Raw genomic sequence first — 20,047 nt, forward strand, 5'->3', positions numbered from 1 at the left:
CCTGCCGTCATGGCGCTTCAGCCGCCGTGACGCGACCCTGAAGGACCCTATTGCCCGTGCAGTGGCTCGTAGATCATCCGCTCCCCATCGGCGATTACGCCGAAGCCTTCGTCGATTGGCTGACCGCCAATTTCACGTTCCTCTTCGACGCGATCCGCGACGGGCTGGGCGCCTTCATCGATGCCATCCTGTACATCCTGCAATGGCCGCATCCGCTGGTCGTCGTCGCGGTTTTCGCCGCCATTGCCTATGCCGCACGGCGCTCGATCCCGATCGTCATCTTCACGGTGGCCGGCCTGCTGCTGATCATCAATCTCGGCTTCTGGGAGGAGACGACGGAGACACTGGCGCTGGTGCTGGCCTCAACCGCCGTCTGCATGCTCATCGGCGTGCCGGTGGGCGTGGCGGCGGCCCGGCGCGAATGGCTCTACGCCATCCTGCGGCCGATCCTCGACCTGATGCAGACGATCCCGACCTTCGTCTATCTGATCCCGGCACTGATCCTGTTCGGCCTCGGCCTCGTGCCGGGCCTCGTAGCGACGGTGATCTTCGCCCTGCCCTCGCCGATCCGGCTGACGCGCCTCGGCATCGCCTCGACGCCGCGCCAGCTTCTCGAAGCGGGTGACGCCTTCGGTGCCACGCCGATGCAGCGCTTGATGACCATAGAGATCCCCTACGCCCTGCCGCAGATCATGGCCGGGCTGACCCAGACCATCATGCTGTCCCTGTCGATGGTGGTGATCGCCGCCCTCGTCGGCGCACCGGGCCTCGGCGTGCCGGTGCTGCGGGCCCTGAACACGATCAATATCGGCCAAGGCTTCGAGGCCGGGCTGGCGATCGTGCTCCTGGCGATCATCCTCGACCGCTTCTTCCGCATCGACGAGGAAGGCCGTTCATGAGCCCGATCGTATCCTTCCAGAACGTCTCGATCGTCTTCGGTCGCAATCCCGAGCAGGCGCTGCCGCTGGTCGATGCCGGCAAGAGCCGGGCCGAGATCCGCGACGAGACCGGCGTGACCCTCGGCGTCGCCGATGCCTCCCTCGACATCCAGGAAGGCGAGATCGCGGTGCTGATGGGCCTGTCGGGCTCCGGCAAGTCGACGCTCCTCCGTGCAGTCAACGGCCTTGCCCCGATCACCCGCGGCAAGGTGCTGATCGATACGGGCAAGGGCATCGTCGATCCGAAGGATTGCGGCGCCAAGCGGCTGCGGGATCTGCGCCGCCACGAAGTGGCGATGGTGTTCCAGCAATTCGCCCTGCTGCCCTGGCGCACGGTGGCCGACAATGTCGGCCTCGGGCTGGAGTTTTCCGGCGTGCCGCGCAGCCAGCGCCGCGAGCGCGTCGTCGAACAGCTCGAGCTTGTCGGCCTCGGCGACTGGGTGGACAGCCGCGTCGGCGAACTGTCGGGCGGCATGCAGCAACGCGTCGGCCTTGCCCGCGCCTTCGCCACCAACGCGCCGATCCTCCTGATGGACGAGCCGTTCTCGGCCCTCGATCCGCTGATCCGTTCGCGGCTGCAGGACGAGCTCCTGGAAATCCAGCAGCGGTTGAAGAAGACCATCATCTTCGTCAGCCACGATCTCGACGAGGCGTTCAAGATCGGCAATCGCATCGCGATCATGGAGGGCGGCCGCATCGTCCAGGTCGGCACCGCGCAGGACATCGTGCTGCGCCCGGCCGACGACTATGTCGCCGACTTCGTCGCCCACATGAACCCGCTCAACGTCCTGACGGCGGCCGACGTGATGAAGCCCTACGACCGCACGGGCGAGGCCAGCCCCGCCAATGTCGCGCAGATGGCCGAACCCGGCACGCCGCTGCAGAAGGTCATGTCTGCCGTGAGCCAGGGCAAGGGCACCGTGGTGGTCGCGCGCAAGGGCGAAATCCTCGGCCAGATCGGCCCGCAGGACATCGTCGACGCGCTGGAGCGGCATCAGGCCGGCTGATCACCGGCCTGCTCAGCATCACGGAAACGGATCGGCAGGTTCCTGCCCCGCCCCGCCCGATCAGGGCGGCGGAAGCCGGCCTTCGTCCACCGCGAAACAGGCGACCTTGGTCTCCCCGTGCTGGGTCAGCACCGGCAGCTCGGAGCGGCAGCGCTCGTTGGCGTAGGGACAGCGCGGATTGAACGAACAGCCCGGCGGAGGATCGAAGGGCGACGGCAATTCGCCCGACAGGCGGATACGCTCGCCGCGGTCGCTCGGCCGCGTCGCCGGCGTCGCAGACAGCAGCGCCCGCGTATAGGGATGCAGCGGGTTGGCGTAGAGCGCGTCGACCGGCGCGATCTCGACCGGGCGGCCGAGATACATCACCATCACCCGGTCGGCGACGTGCCGGACCACCGACAGATCGTGGCTGATGAAGATATAGGTGAGGCCGAGCCGTTCCTGCAGATCCGCCAGGAGGTTCAGGATCTGCGCCTGGATCGACACGTCGAGAGCCGAGACCGGCTCGTCGAGGACGAGGATCTTCGGCTCCAGGATGATCGCCCGGGCGATCGCGATGCGCTGCCGCTGGCCACCGGAGAACATGTGCGGATAGCGAGCGTAATGCTCCGGACGCAGCCCCACCTCGGCCAGGGCCGCCTCGGCCTTCCTGCGCCGCTCGGCCGACGACAGGTTGGTGTTGATCTTCAGCGGCTCCTCGATGATCGCCCCGACCTTCTGGCGCGGATTGAGCGCGCCATAGGGGTTCTGGAACACGATCTGCACGGTGGAGCGGAGCTTCTTGACGTCGCCCTTGTCCTTGCCGGACACGCGGACGCCATCGATGTCGAGCACGCCCTCGGACGGGGTCTCGATCATCGTCAGCATGCGCGCGAGGGTGGACTTGCCGCAGCCGGATTCGCCGACGATGGCGAGGGTCTCGCCCTCCTCGACGACGAAATTGGCCTCCTTCACCGCCCGAAGGTCGAGCGGCTTCTGGAACATGCCGCGCCGGACCTCGTAGGACTGGCTGAGATCGGTCGCGGTGACGATTGCGGTCATCGTGCGTCTCCCCGCAGATCCGTTGCGATATCGGCGGGGCGGCCCGCCCCCTCCTGGAAGCCACCATCCGGGCCGAAGCCGGCCGGCACGTCGCCCGGCGCGCGCGGATCGGCGCCCAGCGGATAATGGCAGAGCGCCTCGCCCAGCGCCGGCGGCTGGCGCGGCGGCACGACCGTGCGGCAGACATCGTCGGCCTTGGGGCAGCGCGGATTGAACAGGCAGCCATCCGGCCGGTCGCCTTGCCCCGGCACCACGCCCGGAATGGTCGGCAGGCGCGTGCCCGTCGCCCGCTCGGGAATCGCCGAGAGAAGGGCCGCCGTATAGGGGTGATGCGGTTCGTCGAAGAGGGTCGCCACCGGCTGACGCTCGACCTGCTGGCCGGCATATTGCACCACCACCCGCTCAGCGGTCTCGGCGATGACGCCCATGTCATGGGTGATCAGGATCATCGCCATGCCGTGCTGTTTCTGCAGGTCGAGCAGCAGATCGAGGATCTGCGCCTGGATGGTGACGTCGAGCGCGGTGGTCGGCTCGTCGGCGATCAGCAGCTTGGGATTGCAGGCGGTGGCCATGGCGATCATCACGCGCTGGCTCATGCCGCCCGACAGCTGGTGCGGGAAGGCCGTCAGCCGCCGCTCGGGTTCGGGAATGCCGACGAGTTGCAGCAGTTCGACGGCCCGCGCCTGCCGCGCCTTGCGGTCGAGATCGGTATGCGCCTTCAGCGCTTCCTTGATCTGGTAGCCGACATTGAAGCACGGATTGAGGCTGGCCACCGGCTCCTGGAAGATCATCGCGATGTCGCGGCCGATGATCTTGCGGCGCTCGCGGGCCGACATCGCCTGCATGTCGCGCCCCTCGAAGGAGATCTCGTCGGCGGTCACGGTGGCCGACGGCGGCAGCAGGCCCATCAGGCCGAGCATGGCCACGGATTTTCCGGAACCGGATTCACCGACGATGCCGAGCACCTCGCCGGAATCGATGACGAGATCGATGCCGTCGACCGCCTTGAACGGACCGGAGGCGGTGTCGAAGGTCACCGACAGATTGCGGATGGAAAGCAGGGGCATGACTGTCAGCTTCGCTTCATCTTCGGGTCCAGCGCATCGCGCAGGCCGTCGCCGACGAGATTGATCGCGAGCACCGTGATCAGGATGGCGAGGCCCGGGAAGGTCACCACCCACCAGGCGCGCAGGATGAACTCACGCGCCTCGGCCAGCATGGTGCCCCATTCGGGCGTCGGCGGCTGCGCGCCCATGCCGAGGAAGCCCAGCGCCGCGGCGTCGAGAATGGCGTTGGAGAAGGACAGGGTCGCCTGGACGATCAGGGGGCCGAGGCAGTTAGGCAGGATCGTCACCAGCATCAGCCGCAGCGGTCCGGCGCCGACGACGCGGGCGGCGGTCACGTATTCGCGCTGCTTCTCGGCCAGGACCGAGGCGCGCGTCAGGCGAACGAAATGCGGCTGCAGGACCAGCGAGATGGCGATCATCGCATTGGTCAGGCCCGGTCCGAGCACGGCCACGAGAACCAGCGCGAGGAGCAGCGACGGAAAGGCGAGGATGATGTCCATCACCCGCATGATCACCGTGTCGACCCAGCCGCCGACATAGCCGGCGATCAGTCCGACGGCGATGCCGACACTCACCGCGATGACCACGACCACGACGCCGATGAACAGCGAATAGCGCGAGCCGTAGATCAGCCGCGAGAGGATGTCGCGGCCGATGGCGTCGGTGCCGAGGAAATAGGCCCACTGGCCGCCTTCCTGCCAGGCCGGCGGCAGCAGCTGCGCGTTGGAATTCGTCAGCACGGCCGAATGGGGCGCCAGCAGCGGCGCCGCCAGGGCGATGAAGACGATCGTCAGGAACACGACGAGGCCGACCACCGCGCCCTTGTTCTCGGAGAAATAGAACCAGAACTCGGCCAGCATCTGCCGGCGCACGCTCTTGGCGGGCTTGCGGTCCGGAATGTCGGTGCCAATGCCTTCGGCGGCTTCCTGGGCTTCGATATGGCTCATCGCTCGCCTCCTACTTCGCCCGAACGCGGGGATTGATGACGCCGTACAGGAGATCGACGATCAAATTGACGAGCATGATCATCATGGCGATCAGCAACAGACCGCCCTGGACGACCGGGTAGTCGCGCCGGAAGACGCTGTCGACCATCCACTTGCCGATGCCTGGCCACGAAAAGATCGTCTCGGTGAGGATCGCGCCGGCCATGAGCACGCCGACCTGCAGGCCGATGGTGGTGACGACCGGGATCAGGGCGTTGCGCAGCGCATGGACACCGACCACGCGCTTGCGGGCGAGGCCCTTGGCGCGCGCGGTGCGGACATAGTCCTCTCCGAGAACCTCCAGCATGGCCGACCGGGTCTGGCGGGCAATGACCGCGAGCGGGATCGTCGCAAGGACGATCGACGGCAGGACGAGATGCGACAGCGCCGAGGTGAAGGCGCCCTTCTGACCCGACAGCAGCGAATCGATCAGCATGAAGCCGGTTTCGGCGGGGAAATAATAGAGCAGCGAGATGCGGCCCGAGACCGGCGTCCACTGCAGTGTGCCCGAGAACAGGATGATCAGCAGCAGGCCCCACCAGAAGATCGGCATGGAATAGCCGACGAGCGCCGCGCCCATGACGCTCTGGTCGAACCAGGAGCCGCGCTTCACCGCCGCGATCACGCCGGCCGGGATGCCGAGGCAGATGGCGATCACGATGGCGCAGAAGGACAGTTCGAGCGTTGCCGGGAACAGGGTGAAGAACTCGCTGGCCACACCGCGCTTGGTGACGATCGAGGTGCCGAAATCGCCCTGGAACAGGCCGAACAGATAATCGAAATACTGGACGAAGAGCGGCCGGTCGTAGCCGAGCTGCTGCATGATCGCCGCGTGGCGCTCGGGGTCCATGACCCGCTCGCCGGCCATCAGCGCCACGGGATCGCCCGGCAGAAGCCGGATGAAGGCGAAGGCGACGATCGAGACACCGATGAAGGTCGGGATCAGGACCAGTAGTCGGGAGAGAAGAAAGCGCTGCATATTGGCTTGTCGCATGTTTTGGGTGAGGCCGGTAGCGGTCTCGCGGCAGCGTCCTACACCATCCCGGCACCAAAGCGAACCCGCAAAGGTCAGGAGTTCTGCGTCTTTTCAACCGCTTAGCGTTCCGCCACGGCATCGGCGACGGATGCCCGGCGCCCAACGCAAACGGGGCGGCTCTATGCCGCCCCGTTCCATGCTCGCAATGTCGCGCCGAAGTTACTCGGCGATGTCGACGCCGTCGAAGCGGTGATAGCCCAGCGGGTCCTGAACGAAGTTCTGGACCGACTTCTGCATCGGCATGAACACCGTCGAATGGTCGATGGTCATCCAGGGCGCCTCTTCCTTGAAGACCTTCTGCGCCTGCTTGTAGAGCTCGACGCGTTCGGCCTGGTCCGAGGTTTCCTTGGCCTTGCTGACCAGCGAATCGAACTCCTCGTTGCACCACTGGGCGCGGTTGTTGCCGCCGACGGCGTCGCAGCCGAGCAGCGTGTCGAGGAAGTTGTCCGGGTCGCCATTGTCGCCGGTCCAGCCCAGCATCACCGCACCGTCGCGGTCCGCGGCCTTCGACTTGTCCAGATACTCGCCCCACTCGTAGGAGACGATCTCCGACGTCACGCCGACCTTCTGCAGATCGGCCTGCATCAGCTCGGCCGCGCGGCGGGCGTTGAGCATGTAGGGACGGCTGACCGGCATCGCCCAGAGCTTCATCGAGAGGTCGGTGACGCCGGCCTCCTCGAGCATCTTCTTGGCGGCTTCCGGATCGTAGGTGTCGTCCTCGATGGTGTCGTCATAGGACCACATCGTCGGCGGGATCGGGTTCTTGGCGACGGTGGCGGCGCCCTGGAACACGGCGTCGACGATCGCCTGCTTGTTGACCGCCTTGTTCAGCGCCTTGCGGACCTCGACCTTGTCGAAGGGCGCCTGGGTGGTGTTGTAGGCGAGATAGGCGACGTTCAGGCCTTCCTGCTCGAGAACCGTCAGGTTCTCGTTTGCCTGCATCGACTCCACGTCGGCGGCGTTCGGATACGGCATGATGTGGCATTCGCCGGCCAGCAGCTTCTGGGCGCGGACCGAAGCGTCGGTGGTGATGGCGAAGACCAGGTCGTCGATCGGCTGCTTGCCGGCCCAGTAGTCCGGATGCGCGCCATAGCGGATCACGGCGTCGGGCTGGTAGGCGACGAACTGGAACGGACCGGTGCCCAGCGGCTGCTGGTTCAGCATGGCCATGTTGCCGTCAGCTTCCAGCTTGTCTGCATATTCCTTCGACATGATCGAGGCGAAGTCCATCGCCAGATCGGCCAGGAACGGCGCTTCGGGCCGGGTCAGCGTGAACTTGACGGTCAGGTCATCGACCTTCTCGATCGACTCGATCAGGTCCGGGAAGCCCATGCCGTTGGCATATTCCCAGCTGGCGCCGGTCACATACTGGTTCCACGGGTTGTCGGACTTCAGCTGACGCTCGAAGGAGTAGATCACGTCGTCGGCGTTGAGCGGCCGGGTCGGCGTGAAGAAGTCGGTGGTCTGGAACTGCGCGTCGGCGCGCAGCTTGAAGGTGTATTCCTTGCCGTCCTCGGAGACTTCCCAGGATTCGGCGAGGCCCGGCTCGATCTCGGTGGAGCCGTGCTTGAACTCGACGAGGCGGTTATAGACCGTGCGCGACGCCGCGTCGAAGGTGGTGCCGGCGGTGTAGAGCGCCGGATCGAAGCCCTCGGGCGACCCTTCCGAGCAATAGACGAGCGTCTTGGCCGATGCGGCCGAGCCGAGCGCCATGGTCAGCGCGGTCGCGGCCAGCAGCCGGGTTGCAAACTTCATGGATGACATCTCCCGAATAGCGATGCGGACGGAGAGTCCGCGGAGGCCGGCATCCCACAAGTTTTGCAAAAATCATGCAAGCGCAATTTTTGACCAGTTACTCAAAAACGATCTCGGGAGCCGGCGCCGCATGGGCGCCCAGTTCCAGGCGGGCCAGCGTGCGCGCGGCGATGTCCTTGTAGATGGCGGCATGCGGGCCGTCCGGATCCCCAGCGACGACCGGGTGGCCGCTGTCGGAGCTCTCGCGGATCGCCATCTCGATCGGCACTTCGCCGAGGAACGGCACGCCCAGCCGCTCGGCCTCGTCGCGGGCGCCGCCATGGCCGAAGATATCGTAGCGGTGGCCGGTATCGGGTGCGATGAAATAGCTCATGTTCTCGACGATGCCGAGCACGGGAACATCGACCTTCTGGAACATGGCGAGACCCTTGCGGGCGTCGATCAGGGCCAGGTCCTGCGGGGTCGAGACGATGACCGCGCCCGCCAGCGGCACGTTCTGCGCCATGGTGAGCTGCGCGTCGCCGGTGCCCGGCGGCATGTCGACGACCAGAATGTCGAGTTCGCCCCACTCCACCTCGCGCAGCATCTGGGTCAGCGCCGACATCACCATCGGCCCGCGCCAGATCATCGGCACTTCCTCGTCGACGAGGAAGCCCATGGACATCGCCTTCAGCCCGTAGGCCTCGAGCGGGATCATGGTGCGCCCACCGGAGGTGCGCGGCTTGCCTTTCAGATTGAGCAGACGCGGGATCGATGGGCCGTAGATGTCGGCGTCAAGAATGCCGACCTTCATGCCGACCGCAGCAAAGCCGAGGGCCAGATTGACCGCGGTCGTCGACTTGCCGACGCCGCCCTTGCCCGACGCGACGGCAACGATCCGGGCAATGCCGGGAATGCCGGGCTTCTGCGACGGCTGGCGCTGCGGGGCCGGCGACGATGGCGCCTCGCCCTGCCGGATCGCCTGCCCCGGACGGGCGGACGGCGCCGGCCGCTCGGGCGCCGAGCCGGCGGGGCGTTCGGCGGTCAGCGCGACCAGTGCGCTGGTAATCCCGTCGACGCCCGCAACGGCGCTTTCGATGCTGCGGCAGAACGGTTCGAAACGCTCCGCTTCGGTCGTGGGAACCGACAGCGAGAAGAACGCCTTGCCGTCGGCGATGAAGATGTCGGAGACCATGTCGCGCGAAACGACGTCGCCCTTGCCGTCCGGCGCGTCCATCGCTTTCAGGATGGTCCGGATGCGCGACTTCTGCGCTTCGCTCATTCTCGGCTCCTTCGGTCTGGCCGCGCCCGCCGATCCGCTTCTGCCTTGCCAGGCATTCAGCGGCCTATGCGGACGATGCCGGCGCGTTCGCCCCGGCTCGGCTTCGTGCTCGTGTGCTTGATGCTTCTGCGCTGATATCGTGCCTCGACGGCGATATCCAACCGGGGTGCCCGGACTTAATGCAACGCCGCCCATGTTGATGCGCATTGCCGCGCGCCGGGCTAGTCTGCCGGGATGACCGATCGCACCGCACCATCCGAGACCCCCGCCCCCCCTGCAGAACGGGACGCCGCGCCGGCGCCGCGCGTCGGCGGTTCCGCGCCCTCCGTCCTGCAGCCGGTGGATGATTCGGCCCGGCAACTGGCGCGGTCGCTGCTGCGCGGTGCACGGGACGGGATGCTGGCGGTGTTGCGTCCCGGCGACGGACATCCGGGGGCAAGTCTGGTTCTCGTTGCAACGGACTTCGAGGGACGCCCGCTCCTGCTCGTCTCCGCGCTGGCGCTGCATTCCGCGGCGCTCGACGCCGACCGGCGCTGTTCGCTGCTGGTGTCGCGCCCCGGGAAGGGCGATCCCCTCGCCCATCCCCGCCTTACGGTCTTTGCAACCGCCAGCGTGGTGGCGGCGGACGATCCCGAGCGGCAGGCGCTGCGGGACCGCTTCCTGGCGCGGCACCCGAAGGCAGCGCTCTACGCGGACTTCGCAGATTTCCGGATGATCCGGCTGGAGCCGGAGACAGCGTCGCTCAATGGCGGCTTCGCACGCGCCTTCGCCCTCGAACGGGGCGACCTCGTCGACCCGCCTGCGCCGGAACTCGCGGCAACGGCAATGCGCGCCCGCGACCACATGAACGACGACCACCGCGACGCCATCGACGCGCTGGCCGGGTCGGCGGGGCTTTCGGAAGACGGATGGCGCATCGCGACCATGGATCGCTTCGGGTTCGAAATCATTCGCGGAGATCGCCTGGCGCGGATCGAGTTCGGCTCCGATGCAGCCGCGCAAGGCTATCGCGACGCGTTCGTTTCGCTCGTTCGTGGCCAGGCGGACTGAACCCGATCGGCGCAGATCGGAAACGCGCTAGAGCCTGTATCCGTCCGGGCAGGATGAGCGGAACCGCAGATTGCTGTCACCACGTACGTAGATGCACTGGCCGGCGGCATTGGCGGCCTGGCCGATGACCCGGTCGCCCGGCTCCACCGCAACCTCGGGAAGGCGCCCGACGCGGTAGGGTGCATCTTCCGCGCCCTCCAAGCCGAACACTGCGCCGAAGACCGGCGGCAATCCCGTGCCGGAACATCCCGAGACGAGCAGCAGGCCGGCCATTCCAGCTCCACACGCAATGAGAGCTGGCGCGCGCCGCTTGCCCGGTGCCTGACGGCAATCCTTCGTCATGTGAGCCAGATTCCCCTGATCCGCGAATAGCTGTTCGTGCACCCAAACGAAAAACGGCCGCCGAGCGCAAGCTCGACGACCGTCATTCTCGTCAGCGGGTCGCGAGACCCGATGAAATCAATAGCCGTCCGGGCAGCGGTAGATGTTACCGTCCGAATAGCGGCAATAACCGTCGCGCTCTTCGGAGCGGCCAATCACGTTACCCGCGATGGCGCCACCGGCCGCGCCGATCGCGCCGCCAATCAGCGCGCCTTCGGCATTGCCGCTCACGCCCGCTCCGATCGCCGCGCCGCCGAGGCCGCCGAGCGCCGCACCGCCTGCAGTGTAGCGATCTTCGGTCGTGCAGCCTGCTGCCGCCAGGGTCAGTGCGGCGACAGCCGCGATCGAAAGCTTCTTGAACATATTTCCACCTCTCACAAACACATTCGTCCCACCACGGAACGCTACGCTATCGTTTTGGTTCCATCACCCGTGCACGATCGTATCCCCCGGCCGATCCGGCCGAACGATCCTTAGCGCGAGGCGACCATCTGCGGCTCGGCGTCGAAGGTGATCAGCAGCTGACCGTCCCGGCTGACCGCCCAGTCGATGGACGCGGACTGCTCGAAGACCTCTTCGTCGACAGCCTTGCAGGCGCCGTAGACCTTGCGCTGTTCCGAACCGCTCAGGCGGATCTGCAGACCCAGATCCTGCTGGCATTCGGCAACGGTTTCGTATGCGGGGACGGGAACCGGAATTTCCTTGCAGACGGAAGCATCGCCTGAACATCCGACCAGCAGCATGAAAGCAGCAACGTGTTCCATCGAACCTCTCCTTTGGCTCTACAACGGGCCTTCGGCAGAGAGGTTCCACAGCGGTAGGTTCGGATCGCGATTTTTCCGGAACTACATGATCACGGGGCCGTGTCCCGAAGCTTACGTTACGGCGGCCTTACGAAAACCGGCGTCAGGCGGAATCGCGCCGGCCGTTCGAGGTGATCTCGTACTGCGCCGCCGGAATAACCAGCGTGTAGCGGATCCCGTCGGGGAGATATTCCAGCCTCGCTTCGCCGCCGACGGCGTTCGGAACGATGCGCTCGAGCGTCGAGGTACCGAAGCGCGGATCGCGCTCCAGCCGCACCCGAGGCCCGTTGCGCTCCTGCCAGACGAAGACGATCACCTGATCGTCACCGCGCCAGTCGAAGCTGGCACGGATCGAGACCGAGCCGCCAGGAACCGACAGCGATCCGTAGGAGGCGGCATTCACCGCCAGTTCGTGCAGCGCCAGCCCGACATGGAGCGACGCCGTCGGCGACAGATAGACGTCGAGCGCGTCCACCGCGATCTGGTCCATTCCGTCCGGCGCATAGCGCTCGACCTGCATCCGCACGAGGCTCATCAAGTCGGCGCCGCGCCAGTCGGCGTCGGTGACGATGTCCTGCGAGGAGGCCAGCGACTGGATACGGCCGCGGAAGCGGACGAGGAACTCGGGGACGGTGACGGAATGGCGCGCGGTCTGGCTCGCCAGGCTCTGGATGATGGCCAGGAGATTCTTGGACCGGTGCGACAGCTCGCGCAGCAGCGTCTTGAGCGTGTCTTCGCGGCGTTTCTGCTCGGTGATCTCCACCGACGTGCCGATGATGCCGCAGACCTCGCCGGCTTCGTTCTCGTCGACGTCGATGCGGATGTCGAACCAGCGCACCGAGGCGCCTTTGATGGTCGACAGCTCGAACCGGGCCGGCTTGCGGGTGTCGATGACGTCCTGCTTGAGCTTTTCGGAGCGTTCGGCCGCGCCGGCCGGCAGGATGTCGCGATCGGCCATGCCCTCGACCGCCAGAGCAAGCCAGGACTCGCCGGCATTGTAGACCCACGCATAGCGCAGATCACAATCCTGGGCGAAGACGGACACCTCCGTATTCGCCAATGCCCGCAAGACCTTGTTCACCAACATCGTATGCTCAATCGACACGAATACAACGGAGCGCGTCCGCCACCATTCGGGTTGCCGCCTCGCCCTGCGAAACGACCGCCCTTCCTCGACGACGCCCTGCCCCGTCCGGACCGCGGCGACCGGCGCCCGGTGTCGGGCGATGCCACCGCGGCACCGCAAGCAAAGTGCTCCCGGCGGGTCGCGTCCGGCCCATCACGGGTCGACACGCACCGCGCCGGGGACAACAGGCGACGTCCGTCAGGCCGCCGCCTTCTTGTCGGTCTCGAAGAACAGCGCCTGGCTGATCAGCGCCTTGACCATGTCGGGATTGAACGGCTTGGTCACCAGGAAGGTCGGCTCCGGGCGTTCACCCGTCAGCAGCCGCTCCGGGAAGGCGGTGATGAAGATCACCGGCACCGACACCTTGTTCAGGATGTCGTTGACCGCGTCGATGCCCGAGCTGCCGTCGGCAAGCTGGATGTCGGCCAGCACCATGCCGGGCCGCTGCTTGTCGAACAGCTCGATCGCCTCCTTGTGGGTCCGGGCGATGCCCGTCACCGCATGACCGAGGCTTTCGACCATCTGCTCGATGTCCATCGCGATCAGCGGCTCGTCCTCGATGATCATGATCTCGGTCGAGACCTGGCGGCCGATATCGGTGCTGGCCTGATCGATCAGCTCGGAAAAGCGCGTCTCGTCGATGCTCAGGATCGTCGCGGCTTCCTCCGAGGTGAAGCCCTCGACGGCGACGAGCAGGAACGCCTGCCGCGGCAGCGGCGAGATCGCCTTCAGATTATGCGACGCCTTCTCTTCCCAGGCCGAGGTCGGGGCATCCTCGCGGATGTTCACTTCGACGGACTGCCAAAGGGAGGAAAACAGCTTGTAGAGCGAGATGCGCGGCGTCTGGTCGTCCGAGAACAGACTCGGATCGGCGATCAGCGCTTCCAGAACCGCAGCCACGTAAGCGTCGCCGCTCGCCTGCGAGCCACTCAAAGCCCGGGAATAGCGCCGAAGATACGGAATATGCGGCGCTATGCGGGATGACATCGACATATAAAAACCCCTCGAGTCGATCGAGACAAACACGTTCACAATGCGCTCGGAAACGTCCTTGTCGAAATAAAGTTCCGTGACCGGGAACCGGATCCGCCTCCCAGCCCTTTCAGATGGGATGTTGAAGTCGGATGGAAACCTCGGCGCTTGGATTCCAGGGCAAAAATCGCCTTGGACTTGAGGCGCCGATGTCTGCGTCTATATTCCGACCTCGACTGGAAGCAATGCGAGCTACGAATGCACACCATGCCGAACGCCAGACACGCGAATTCGAACAGAGCGCCGCGCTCCGGGACTGCCGTAACCGTGTTTCGAGACGCGTGATGGACGACCGGAAGAGCAAGGACGAGAGCATGCAGACTTCCCACGCACAGCGATCGGAGCGCTCGTCGGATAACGGCGTCCAGTCCGCCATCGGCAAGCGTCTGAAGGCCTATTACGACGATGTCGCGAGCGAGCCGGTCCCCGACCGCTTCCTGTCGCTGCTGGATGCGCTGGATGCCGCCGAGTCGTCGTCCAAGGCGGGCAGCAAGTAGGCTCCCATGACAGAACAGACGGATTTCCGTAGCGATCTGATCGCCATCATCCCGAATCTGCGTGCTTTCGCGGCGTCGCTCGCGGGGTCGTTCGACCGCGCCGACGACCTCGTGCAGGAGACCCTCGTTAAGGCGTGGGACAAGCAGCACACCTTCCAGCCCGGCACCAACCTCAAGGCCTGGCTGTTCACTATCCTGCGCAACGAGTTCTACACGCAGATGCGCAAGAAGGGCCGCGAGGTTCAGGATGTCGACGGGATCCACGCCATGCAGCTGGCGGGTCACCCCGAGCAGCACGGCCATCTGGACCTGCAGGATTTCCGCAAGGCGCTCGACATGCTGCCCGACGATCAGCGCGAAGCCCTGATCCTGATCGGCGCATCCGGCTTCTCCTATGAAGAAGCGGCCGAAATCTGCAAATGCGCCGTCGGCACCATCAAGAGCCGCGTGTCGCGGGCCCGGACCCGCATCGGCGAACTTCTCGGCATCGAGGGTGACGGCGAATACGGGCCGGACTCGATCTCCTCCCAGATCATCGGCGTCGCGCCCGCCGCCTGAGGCCACGTCAGCAAACAGCGCGGCGCCGCGCTGCATCGCGAGAAAACCCTCGCGAAACCGGGAACCCCAAGCCCTCGAAACAGTTTCAGTCAGAACCGGATCGCTCACCTCCAAATGGAGGAGACAACCGGATCGTCAGTTTCATTTCGAATGAGGTTCAGCATGGTTTCCGACACCACCCCCCACAATTTCCAGTCCGGCGGCACTCCGGGGGGCGCTTCCACCGCTGAGGACAAGGCGGATTTGGAAACCCAGATCGATCATCTCCGCAAGGATCTCGCCGGCGTGACCGATGCGTTGAAGTCGCTGGCCTCCAACCAGGCCGACGATGCCCGTCGCAACGTGTTCGCCCTGCGTGACGACGTGCGTGAGCGTGGCGAGCGCTACATCCAGCAGGCTCAAGACGCAGCGTCCGACCTCGAAGAGCAGCTGAGCGAGCGCGTCCGCGCCGAGCCGATCAAGAGCGTCCTGATCGCCGCGGCCGCCGGCTATCTCTACGCGCGCATCTTCCGCCGCTGATCATGCTCTCTCAGCTAGTTACGAAGCTGATCACCGGCGAGGCGGGCGTCTTCGTCGCGCGGATGAAGCGGGTCGTCGCGCTCTATGTCGTGATGGCCGTCTTCGCCCTCGGGATGGCGATGTCGCTGCTTCTGGCGCTGTTCGTCTACCTCGCCCAGATCTTCGGCCCGCTTCCGGCCGCACTCGGTTTCGCCGGCGTGTTCCTGGTGCTGGTGATCCTGACCTACATCGCGGTCATCATCGCCAGGCGTCCGCCGAAGAAGCGGGCGGACGACCGGCTACAGCGTGACATCGCATCCATCGCCGGTGTCGCCGCCGTCTCCAACCTGCCGCTGATCCTCGGCACGGTGAAGCGCAAGAAGAGCCTGCTCATCCTGCCCATGGTCGCCGCCGGCGGCTGGGGCGTGTGGCGGGCGATCGCCGCCTACAAACGCGACGGCCGCTACCACTGAGACGTTCGGCGCGCCCGCGGCCCGGTCGCGCCGAGCCCCGTGCTCATCGCGGTCCCGAACGAAACGAGGTGCTCCCATGACAGCTCCGACCATCGACCACGACACATGGATTCTCGTCGCCGACGGGCAGAAGGCTCTGTTCCTCTGCAACGAGGGCGACGACGAGCTTCGCAACTTCGCGGTTCGCCGCGTCGAGGAACAGGACAATCCGCCGGACCGCGAGCAGGGTACCGATCGCCCCGGGCGGATGGGCGACCAGGGATCGGCGCATCGCTCGTCGGTGGCGGAGACCGACTGGCATCAGCTTGCCGAAAACCGGTTCGCCAAGGACCTCAGCGATATCCTCTATCGCATGGCCCACAAGAACCGCTTCGAGAAGCTCGTCCTTGTCGCTCCCCCGAGGGTTCTCGGCGAACTGCGCCAGGAACTGCACAAGGAAGTCCAGGACCGGATCGTTGGTGAAGTGCCCAAGACGCTGACCAATCATCCGATCGACCGGATCGAGACGCTTCTCGCCGACTGACAACAATCGACGCCACCGGCCGCCCAGACGCGGCGGGGTCGTCCGGAGGAATCCATATGTCCAATATCGATCCCAATCGCGCCCGTCAGGGCGAAAAAGGCACACCGGTGCTGATGATCCTCGTCGCCGGCCTTGCCCTGTGCGCCGTGGTCTTTGCCGGTCTCGGCATCTACGCCTGGACGATGCCCGACGAGGATGTCGCAGTCCAAGGCGAGGCCATCGAAAAGCCGGCCGAGGCGCCGACGACGGATGGCAGCGGACTTGCAACGCCGCAGGATTCCGACACGGCCGCGCCCGAAGCCGAGAGCGCCCAGTAACGTCGCATATCGGCGTCCGTCATGGACGCCCAACACAGGGGAGAGGTGCCATGCCCGATCCGAACGAACATCCGCAGAGTGAAGTGATCGCGGTCGATCAGGAGCCCGGCGGCGACGCCGACCAGCCCGGCATTGCCCAGCCGATCTCGCAGGACGAGATCAGCGACCTGCTCAACAACACCCAGATGCCGATCGAGGAACGCGAAGCCCGCCTGCACGAGATCGCCCAGCGCCTCGGCACCCGCGAAAACATCGATCTCGCCGACGAGTTCGATCCGATGCGCGAGCAGGTCAACGAAGCGCTGAACATGCTGGCGAGCGGCGGCCACAGCTACGGCTCGCTCGATGCCGCAGGCTTCGATCCCGACGAGCGCTCGGATGCCCAGGCGCCGGACGACACCGGACCGTCCAAGGTCTGACACCGCGGATCGCCGCAGCCGCAGCGGCACGACAGCAGATTTGAGAAGGGGCGCAGCCGAGCTGCGCCCCTTCTTGCGTTGTCAGCGCAGATAGGTCGCGTCGCTCGGGGCGAGGACGTTCAGCCCCTTCGGGGTCAGCGTCACGGTCATTTCCGGCTCGATATCGACCAGTTCGCCGTCCCTGACCGCACGGTTGCGATGGTGGCGTCCCCGGTAGAAAATCCGGACCTCGTGCGCGGAGGTCACCTTCAGGCTCCGGTTCTGGCGCCAGGTTCCCAGCATGATGTCCACGGCGACCTTCAGGACCGAACGCAGGTCGCGGTCGATGCAGATATAGATGCCGAGCTCGCCGCCCCTGGGGTCGTCGGCATAGGGAATATGGCCGTCGCCGTAGAGATTGTTGGAGATGGCGATCGCCGGGCTGGCGATCCGCTGCATGACGCCGTCGATTTCGAGTTCCAGCTCGACCACCGGGAAGCGCCGCAGCGCCATGAACACGGCGCGGGTCGTCGCCATCATCTTGCCGAGGCGCGAGGCGTAGGAGATCTTCTTGCGCATGCGCACCATGCGGGCATGCAGGCCCACGGCATATTGGTGCACGAAGGGCGTGCCGTTAACCGAGGCGATGTCGACCGGCGTGATGACACCCGACGCGAGCGCGGCCACCGCCTGATCCAGCGGCAGCGGAATCTGCAGCGTGCGGGCGAAGAGGTTCATCGTGCCGGCCGGCAGGATCCCCAGTGCAATGCGCCCGTTCGCCAGCGCCGTTGCTGCCGCCGAGACGGTGCCGTCGCCACCACCGACGAGGAGAACGTCGATATCCTCGCGCTCGGCCGCCTTTCCGATGGCAGCGACAATCTCGTCCCCCGAGCAGTCGTCCACGGTCAGCTCGTGGCCGTGCATCCGGAACTCGTCCTGCATCAATGTCGTGAGTTGTCCGAGATCGGTTGTCTTCAGACTGCCGCCGTCGCGGTTGAGGAGAGCGAGAATCTTCATGGGGGGTGATCCGGAACGCGTATTGCGGGAGCCTGGGCAGCGGACGACTAACTAGGCCGCCCCTGTAGCATCGCCACGTCCGCCAGACACGACCAATCGCATACATCGATAGTTGCCGATCGGAACCACCGGGACGATGGGGCGTTCGCCCCCCATACAAACGCCAGGCGCCGGTTCCCCCGCGCCCTCACTAGGAGACTACAATGATCGAATGGATCGTCATTCTGCTCATCGTCGCCGCCGTCGCCAGCCTTCTGGGCTTTCGCGGCGTCGCCGGTGCCTCTGCCGGCATCGCGAAGATCCTGATCTTCATCGTGCTGGTGGGCCTGCTGCTCATGCTGCTGTTCGGCGTTCTGGTGTTTGCCTGAAGCAGGACACAAGCATGCATCCGGCGCAGTGCGGCTGCGCTGGATGGCAAAAAACAGGAAGAGAACCGGAACCTTACGGCCGCTCAGTTCTTCCTCTCCCAGATGCCGCGCGACACATGTTTTCCACGACACCATGCCGCGCGGCAGTCGCCTATCGGAAACAATAGACCAGGAGGTCTTATCATGATCCGCACGTTGCTTGCCACTACCGCTCTCGCATCCGTTATCGCAACGGGTGCCTATGCGCAGGACGCCGCCACGACCGCAGAGACCACGGCCCCGGCCAAGGTCGAAGCATCCGCCGATGCCAATGCGACCGCCACGGCCGCCCAGTCCGGCAATTATCTCCGCAATCTCTCCGCCGACCAGTATCTGGCGTCGGAGCTGAACGGCAAGACCATCTACGCGAGCGACGCCGAGGATGCAGAATCGATCGGCGAGATCGAGAACTTCCTGGTCGGCAGTGACGGCAAGGTCGTCGCAGCGGTCGTCGATGCGACCGTGAACGACGAATCGCGCCGCGTCGCCATTCCGTTCGACCAGATCTCCTGGTCCATGACGGATGAGGACGATGTCCGCGCCGTCCTGAGTGCCGGTGCCGATCAGCTGGCACAGGCTCCCGAGTTCACCATGCCGGACGAGCAGCAGGCTGCTGCAACCGACGCCGGCATGAGCGGCGACGCCATGGGTACGGGGACTGCTTCCACGCCGCAGACCGAGACGGCTGCCGCACCGGCGGCGCCGGTCGCAGCGGATGATGCCGCCGAGACCAACACGATGGCTGCCGGTTCTGCGACCTCGGAGACGGCTTCCCAGCCGGTCGAGACCGCTGCCGCCGGTCAGGGCGAGTATCCGAGCACCGTCGGTGCCGACCAGTATCTCAGCGAGAACCTCATCGGCGCGTCGGTCTATTCCGGCCCGGGTGAGGACGCGGAAAGCCTCGGCGACATCGGTGATCTCGTCGTCTCGTCGTCCGGTCAGGTCGAAGCAGGCGTCGTGGGCGTCGGTGGCTTCCTCGGCATCGGCGAGAAGGACGTCGCCGTTCCGTTCGACCGTCTCGAGATGACCCGCGCCGACGGTGACGAGGTTCGCATCGTAGCCTCCGCTACCCGCGAGGAACTCGAGCAGGCCTCCTCCTTCGAGGACGAGCGTCCGTCCGAGATGGCGGCCGAGAACGAAGGCGAAATGACGCCGACGGCCGAAGCTCCGACCGATGAGCCGACCGAGCGCGTTGCCGATGCGGCCGAGACCACCGAGCAGCCGGCCGACAACATGGCCGCGACGGACGGTGTCGTGACGGCGACCGGTACGGCAGCCGGCACGGGCATGGCGGCGAACTCCACCGCCGAGAACGACACGACCGCTTCGGTCGGTGGTTCGTCCGAGCGTTCGCAGATGACCCCGGTCACCGATTCGGCTCAGCTGACCGCCGACAACCTGATGGGCACGACCGTCTACGGTCCCGATGACTCCACCGTTGGCGACATCGGTGATATCGCCCTCAACGCCGAAGGTTCGGTCGACGCCGTGATCGTCGATGTCGGTGGCTTCCTGGGCATTGGCGAGAAGCCGGTGGCCGTGGCCATGGACAACCTGCAGTTCATGCAGGACGCCAACGGCTCGATGTATCTGTACACGCAGTTCACCGAGGAGCAGCTCGAGAACGCGCCGGAGTACAACGCCGACACCTACGCCGACAACCGCGAGACCATGCGGATCCAGAACGGCGGCATGATGGGTAACGACGCTTCGACGTCGGAGGCACCGGCCGTCGCAAACTAAGCGACATCCGACTGCACGCATCGAAGGGGCTCGCCGAAAGGCGGGCCCTTTTTCGTTGGGCGGTTCGGTGCGGGAATGGCCACCCGTGCCGAAGTGCCACGCTTGTGATCGTGTTGTTACGGCTGAATTACAG

Annotated in this window: 24 protein-coding genes; 12 read left to right on the forward strand and 12 right to left on the reverse strand. The window is 65.7% G+C overall.

The features are described 5' to 3' along the window. Window positions 1–56: 56 nt before the first annotated feature. Window positions 57–899 carry a choline ABC transporter permease subunit gene (gene choW, locus J3367_RS10630; RefSeq protein ID WP_228239769.1) on the forward strand — a complete coding sequence of 281 codons (843 nt, stop codon included), beginning with the start codon at window positions 57–59 and terminating at the stop codon, window positions 897–899. After that, the gene (gene choV / locus J3367_RS10635) at window positions 896–1,945 is read left to right on the forward strand and encodes a choline ABC transporter ATP-binding protein (RefSeq protein ID WP_230784639.1); all 1,050 of its coding nucleotides are present in this window, start codon (window positions 896–898) and stop codon (window positions 1,943–1,945) included. The genes choW and choV overlap by 4 nt, the downstream gene beginning before the upstream one ends. Before the next feature lie 60 nt (window positions 1,946–2,005). On the opposite strand, the gene J3367_RS10640 is transcribed toward choV, so the two are convergent. From J3367_RS10640 to J3367_RS10665, 6 genes are all read right to left on the reverse strand, one after another. Continuing rightward, window positions 2,006–2,986, reverse strand: a complete 981-nt coding sequence (locus tag J3367_RS10640) for a dipeptide ABC transporter ATP-binding protein (protein ID WP_421460929.1) — start codon at window positions 2,984–2,986, stop codon at window positions 2,006–2,008. Then, a complete protein-coding gene (locus J3367_RS10645; RefSeq protein WP_187390474.1) occupies window positions 2,983–4,053 on the reverse strand; it encodes an ABC transporter ATP-binding protein in 1,071 nt (356 codons plus the stop codon). Before J3367_RS10645 ends, J3367_RS10640 begins: the two co-directional genes overlap by 4 nt. A gap of 5 nt (window positions 4,054–4,058) precedes the next feature. After that, on the reverse strand, window positions 4,059–5,000 hold the full coding sequence (locus J3367_RS10650) for an ABC transporter permease subunit (protein ID WP_421460931.1): 942 nt from the start codon (window positions 4,998–5,000) through the stop codon (window positions 4,059–4,061). A gap of 10 nt (window positions 5,001–5,010) precedes the next feature. After that, window positions 5,011–6,018: an ABC transporter permease subunit gene (locus J3367_RS10655; protein WP_228239768.1), complete on the reverse strand. Its 1,008-nt coding sequence runs from the start codon at window positions 6,016–6,018 to the stop codon at window positions 5,011–5,013. Window positions 6,019–6,234: 216 nt separating this feature from the next. Continuing rightward, window positions 6,235–7,830, reverse strand: a complete 1,596-nt coding sequence (locus J3367_RS10660; RefSeq protein ID WP_187390473.1) for an ABC transporter substrate-binding protein — start codon at window positions 7,828–7,830, stop codon at window positions 6,235–6,237. Window positions 7,831–7,927: 97 nt separating this feature from the next. Further along, window positions 7,928–9,091, reverse strand: a complete 1,164-nt coding sequence (locus J3367_RS10665) for a P-loop NTPase (protein WP_421460934.1) — start codon at window positions 9,089–9,091, stop codon at window positions 7,928–7,930. Window positions 9,092–9,325: 234 nt separating this feature from the next. Here J3367_RS10665 and J3367_RS10670 point away from each other — a divergent pair, with 234 nt between their 5' ends. Next, window positions 9,326–10,141: a HugZ family protein gene (locus J3367_RS10670; protein WP_421460936.1), complete on the forward strand. Its 816-nt coding sequence runs from the start codon at window positions 9,326–9,328 to the stop codon at window positions 10,139–10,141. Between the two features lie 27 nt (window positions 10,142–10,168). Here J3367_RS10670 and J3367_RS10675 read toward each other — a convergent pair whose 3' ends face one another. The 5 genes from J3367_RS10675 to J3367_RS10695 form a co-directional block, all read right to left on the reverse strand. Beyond that, window positions 10,169–10,414, reverse strand: a complete 246-nt coding sequence (locus J3367_RS10675) for a hypothetical protein (protein ID WP_187390471.1) — start codon at window positions 10,412–10,414, stop codon at window positions 10,169–10,171. A gap of 186 nt (window positions 10,415–10,600) precedes the next feature. Next, window positions 10,601–10,885, reverse strand: a complete 285-nt coding sequence (locus J3367_RS10680; RefSeq protein WP_421460938.1) for a hypothetical protein — start codon at window positions 10,883–10,885, stop codon at window positions 10,601–10,603. Window positions 10,886–10,995: 110 nt separating this feature from the next. Next, window positions 10,996–11,265, reverse strand: a complete 270-nt coding sequence (locus tag J3367_RS10685) for a hypothetical protein (protein ID WP_421460940.1) — start codon at window positions 11,263–11,265, stop codon at window positions 10,996–10,998. Window positions 11,266–11,428: 163 nt separating this feature from the next. Further along, window positions 11,429–12,385, reverse strand: coding sequence for a sensor histidine kinase (locus tag J3367_RS10690; RefSeq protein WP_230784646.1), 957 nt, complete (start codon window positions 12,383–12,385; stop codon window positions 11,429–11,431). Between the two features lie 264 nt (window positions 12,386–12,649). Further along, window positions 12,650–13,444, reverse strand: coding sequence for a response regulator (locus J3367_RS10695; protein ID WP_009210301.1), 795 nt, complete (start codon window positions 13,442–13,444; stop codon window positions 12,650–12,652). Window positions 13,445–13,797: 353 nt separating this feature from the next. Here J3367_RS10695 and J3367_RS10700 point away from each other — a divergent pair, with 353 nt between their 5' ends. The 7 genes from J3367_RS10700 (at window position 13,798) to J3367_RS10730 (ending at window position 16,768) form a co-directional block, all read left to right on the forward strand. Beyond that, window positions 13,798–13,980: a NepR family anti-sigma factor gene (locus tag J3367_RS10700; RefSeq protein ID WP_155898450.1), complete on the forward strand. Its 183-nt coding sequence runs from the start codon at window positions 13,798–13,800 to the stop codon at window positions 13,978–13,980. A gap of 6 nt (window positions 13,981–13,986) precedes the next feature. Beyond that, window positions 13,987–14,538: a sigma-70 family RNA polymerase sigma factor gene (locus J3367_RS10705; protein WP_009210302.1), complete on the forward strand. Its 552-nt coding sequence runs from the start codon at window positions 13,987–13,989 to the stop codon at window positions 14,536–14,538. 162 nt (window positions 14,539–14,700) lie between these two features. Then, window positions 14,701–15,057, forward strand: coding sequence for a DUF883 family protein (locus J3367_RS10710; RefSeq protein WP_230784647.1), 357 nt, complete (start codon window positions 14,701–14,703; stop codon window positions 15,055–15,057). 2 nt (window positions 15,058–15,059) lie between these two features. After that, entirely contained in the window at window positions 15,060–15,509 is a 450-nt protein-coding gene (locus tag J3367_RS10715) for a hypothetical protein (RefSeq protein WP_421460945.1), read from the forward strand. Between the two features lie 76 nt (window positions 15,510–15,585). Then, complete coding sequence (locus tag J3367_RS10720; protein ID WP_421460947.1) at window positions 15,586–16,032, forward strand: host attachment family protein; 447 nt, start codon at window positions 15,586–15,588, stop codon at window positions 16,030–16,032. Window positions 16,033–16,088: 56 nt separating this feature from the next. Next, window positions 16,089–16,349: a hypothetical protein gene (locus tag J3367_RS10725; RefSeq protein WP_188075575.1), complete on the forward strand. Its 261-nt coding sequence runs from the start codon at window positions 16,089–16,091 to the stop codon at window positions 16,347–16,349. A gap of 50 nt (window positions 16,350–16,399) precedes the next feature. Beyond that, window positions 16,400–16,768, forward strand: a complete 369-nt coding sequence (locus J3367_RS10730) for a hypothetical protein (protein ID WP_370193667.1) — start codon at window positions 16,400–16,402, stop codon at window positions 16,766–16,768. Between the two features lie 81 nt (window positions 16,769–16,849). On the opposite strand, the gene J3367_RS10735 is transcribed toward J3367_RS10730, so the two are convergent. Continuing rightward, window positions 16,850–17,764 (reverse strand): diacylglycerol/lipid kinase family protein, encoded by a 915-nt coding sequence (locus J3367_RS10735; RefSeq protein WP_024350362.1) that lies wholly within the window; start codon window positions 17,762–17,764, stop codon window positions 16,850–16,852. 203 nt (window positions 17,765–17,967) lie between these two features. Here J3367_RS10735 and J3367_RS10740 point away from each other — a divergent pair, with 203 nt between their 5' ends. Both J3367_RS10740 and J3367_RS10745 read left to right on the forward strand, forming a co-directional pair. Then, window positions 17,968–18,132 carry a DUF1328 domain-containing protein gene (locus J3367_RS10740; protein WP_024350361.1) on the forward strand — a complete coding sequence of 55 codons (165 nt, stop codon included), beginning with the start codon at window positions 17,968–17,970 and terminating at the stop codon, window positions 18,130–18,132. Between the two features lie 183 nt (window positions 18,133–18,315). Next, window positions 18,316–19,914 (forward strand): PRC-barrel domain-containing protein, encoded by a 1,599-nt coding sequence (locus tag J3367_RS10745; RefSeq protein ID WP_370194230.1) that lies wholly within the window; start codon window positions 18,316–18,318, stop codon window positions 19,912–19,914. The last annotated feature ends 133 nt before the right edge of the window (window positions 19,915–20,047 follow it).

It is taken from the genome of Aurantimonas sp. NFXS3 (assembly GCF_049132005.1).
GTDB lineage: Bacteria > Pseudomonadota > Alphaproteobacteria > Rhizobiales > Rhizobiaceae > Aurantimonas > Aurantimonas coralicida.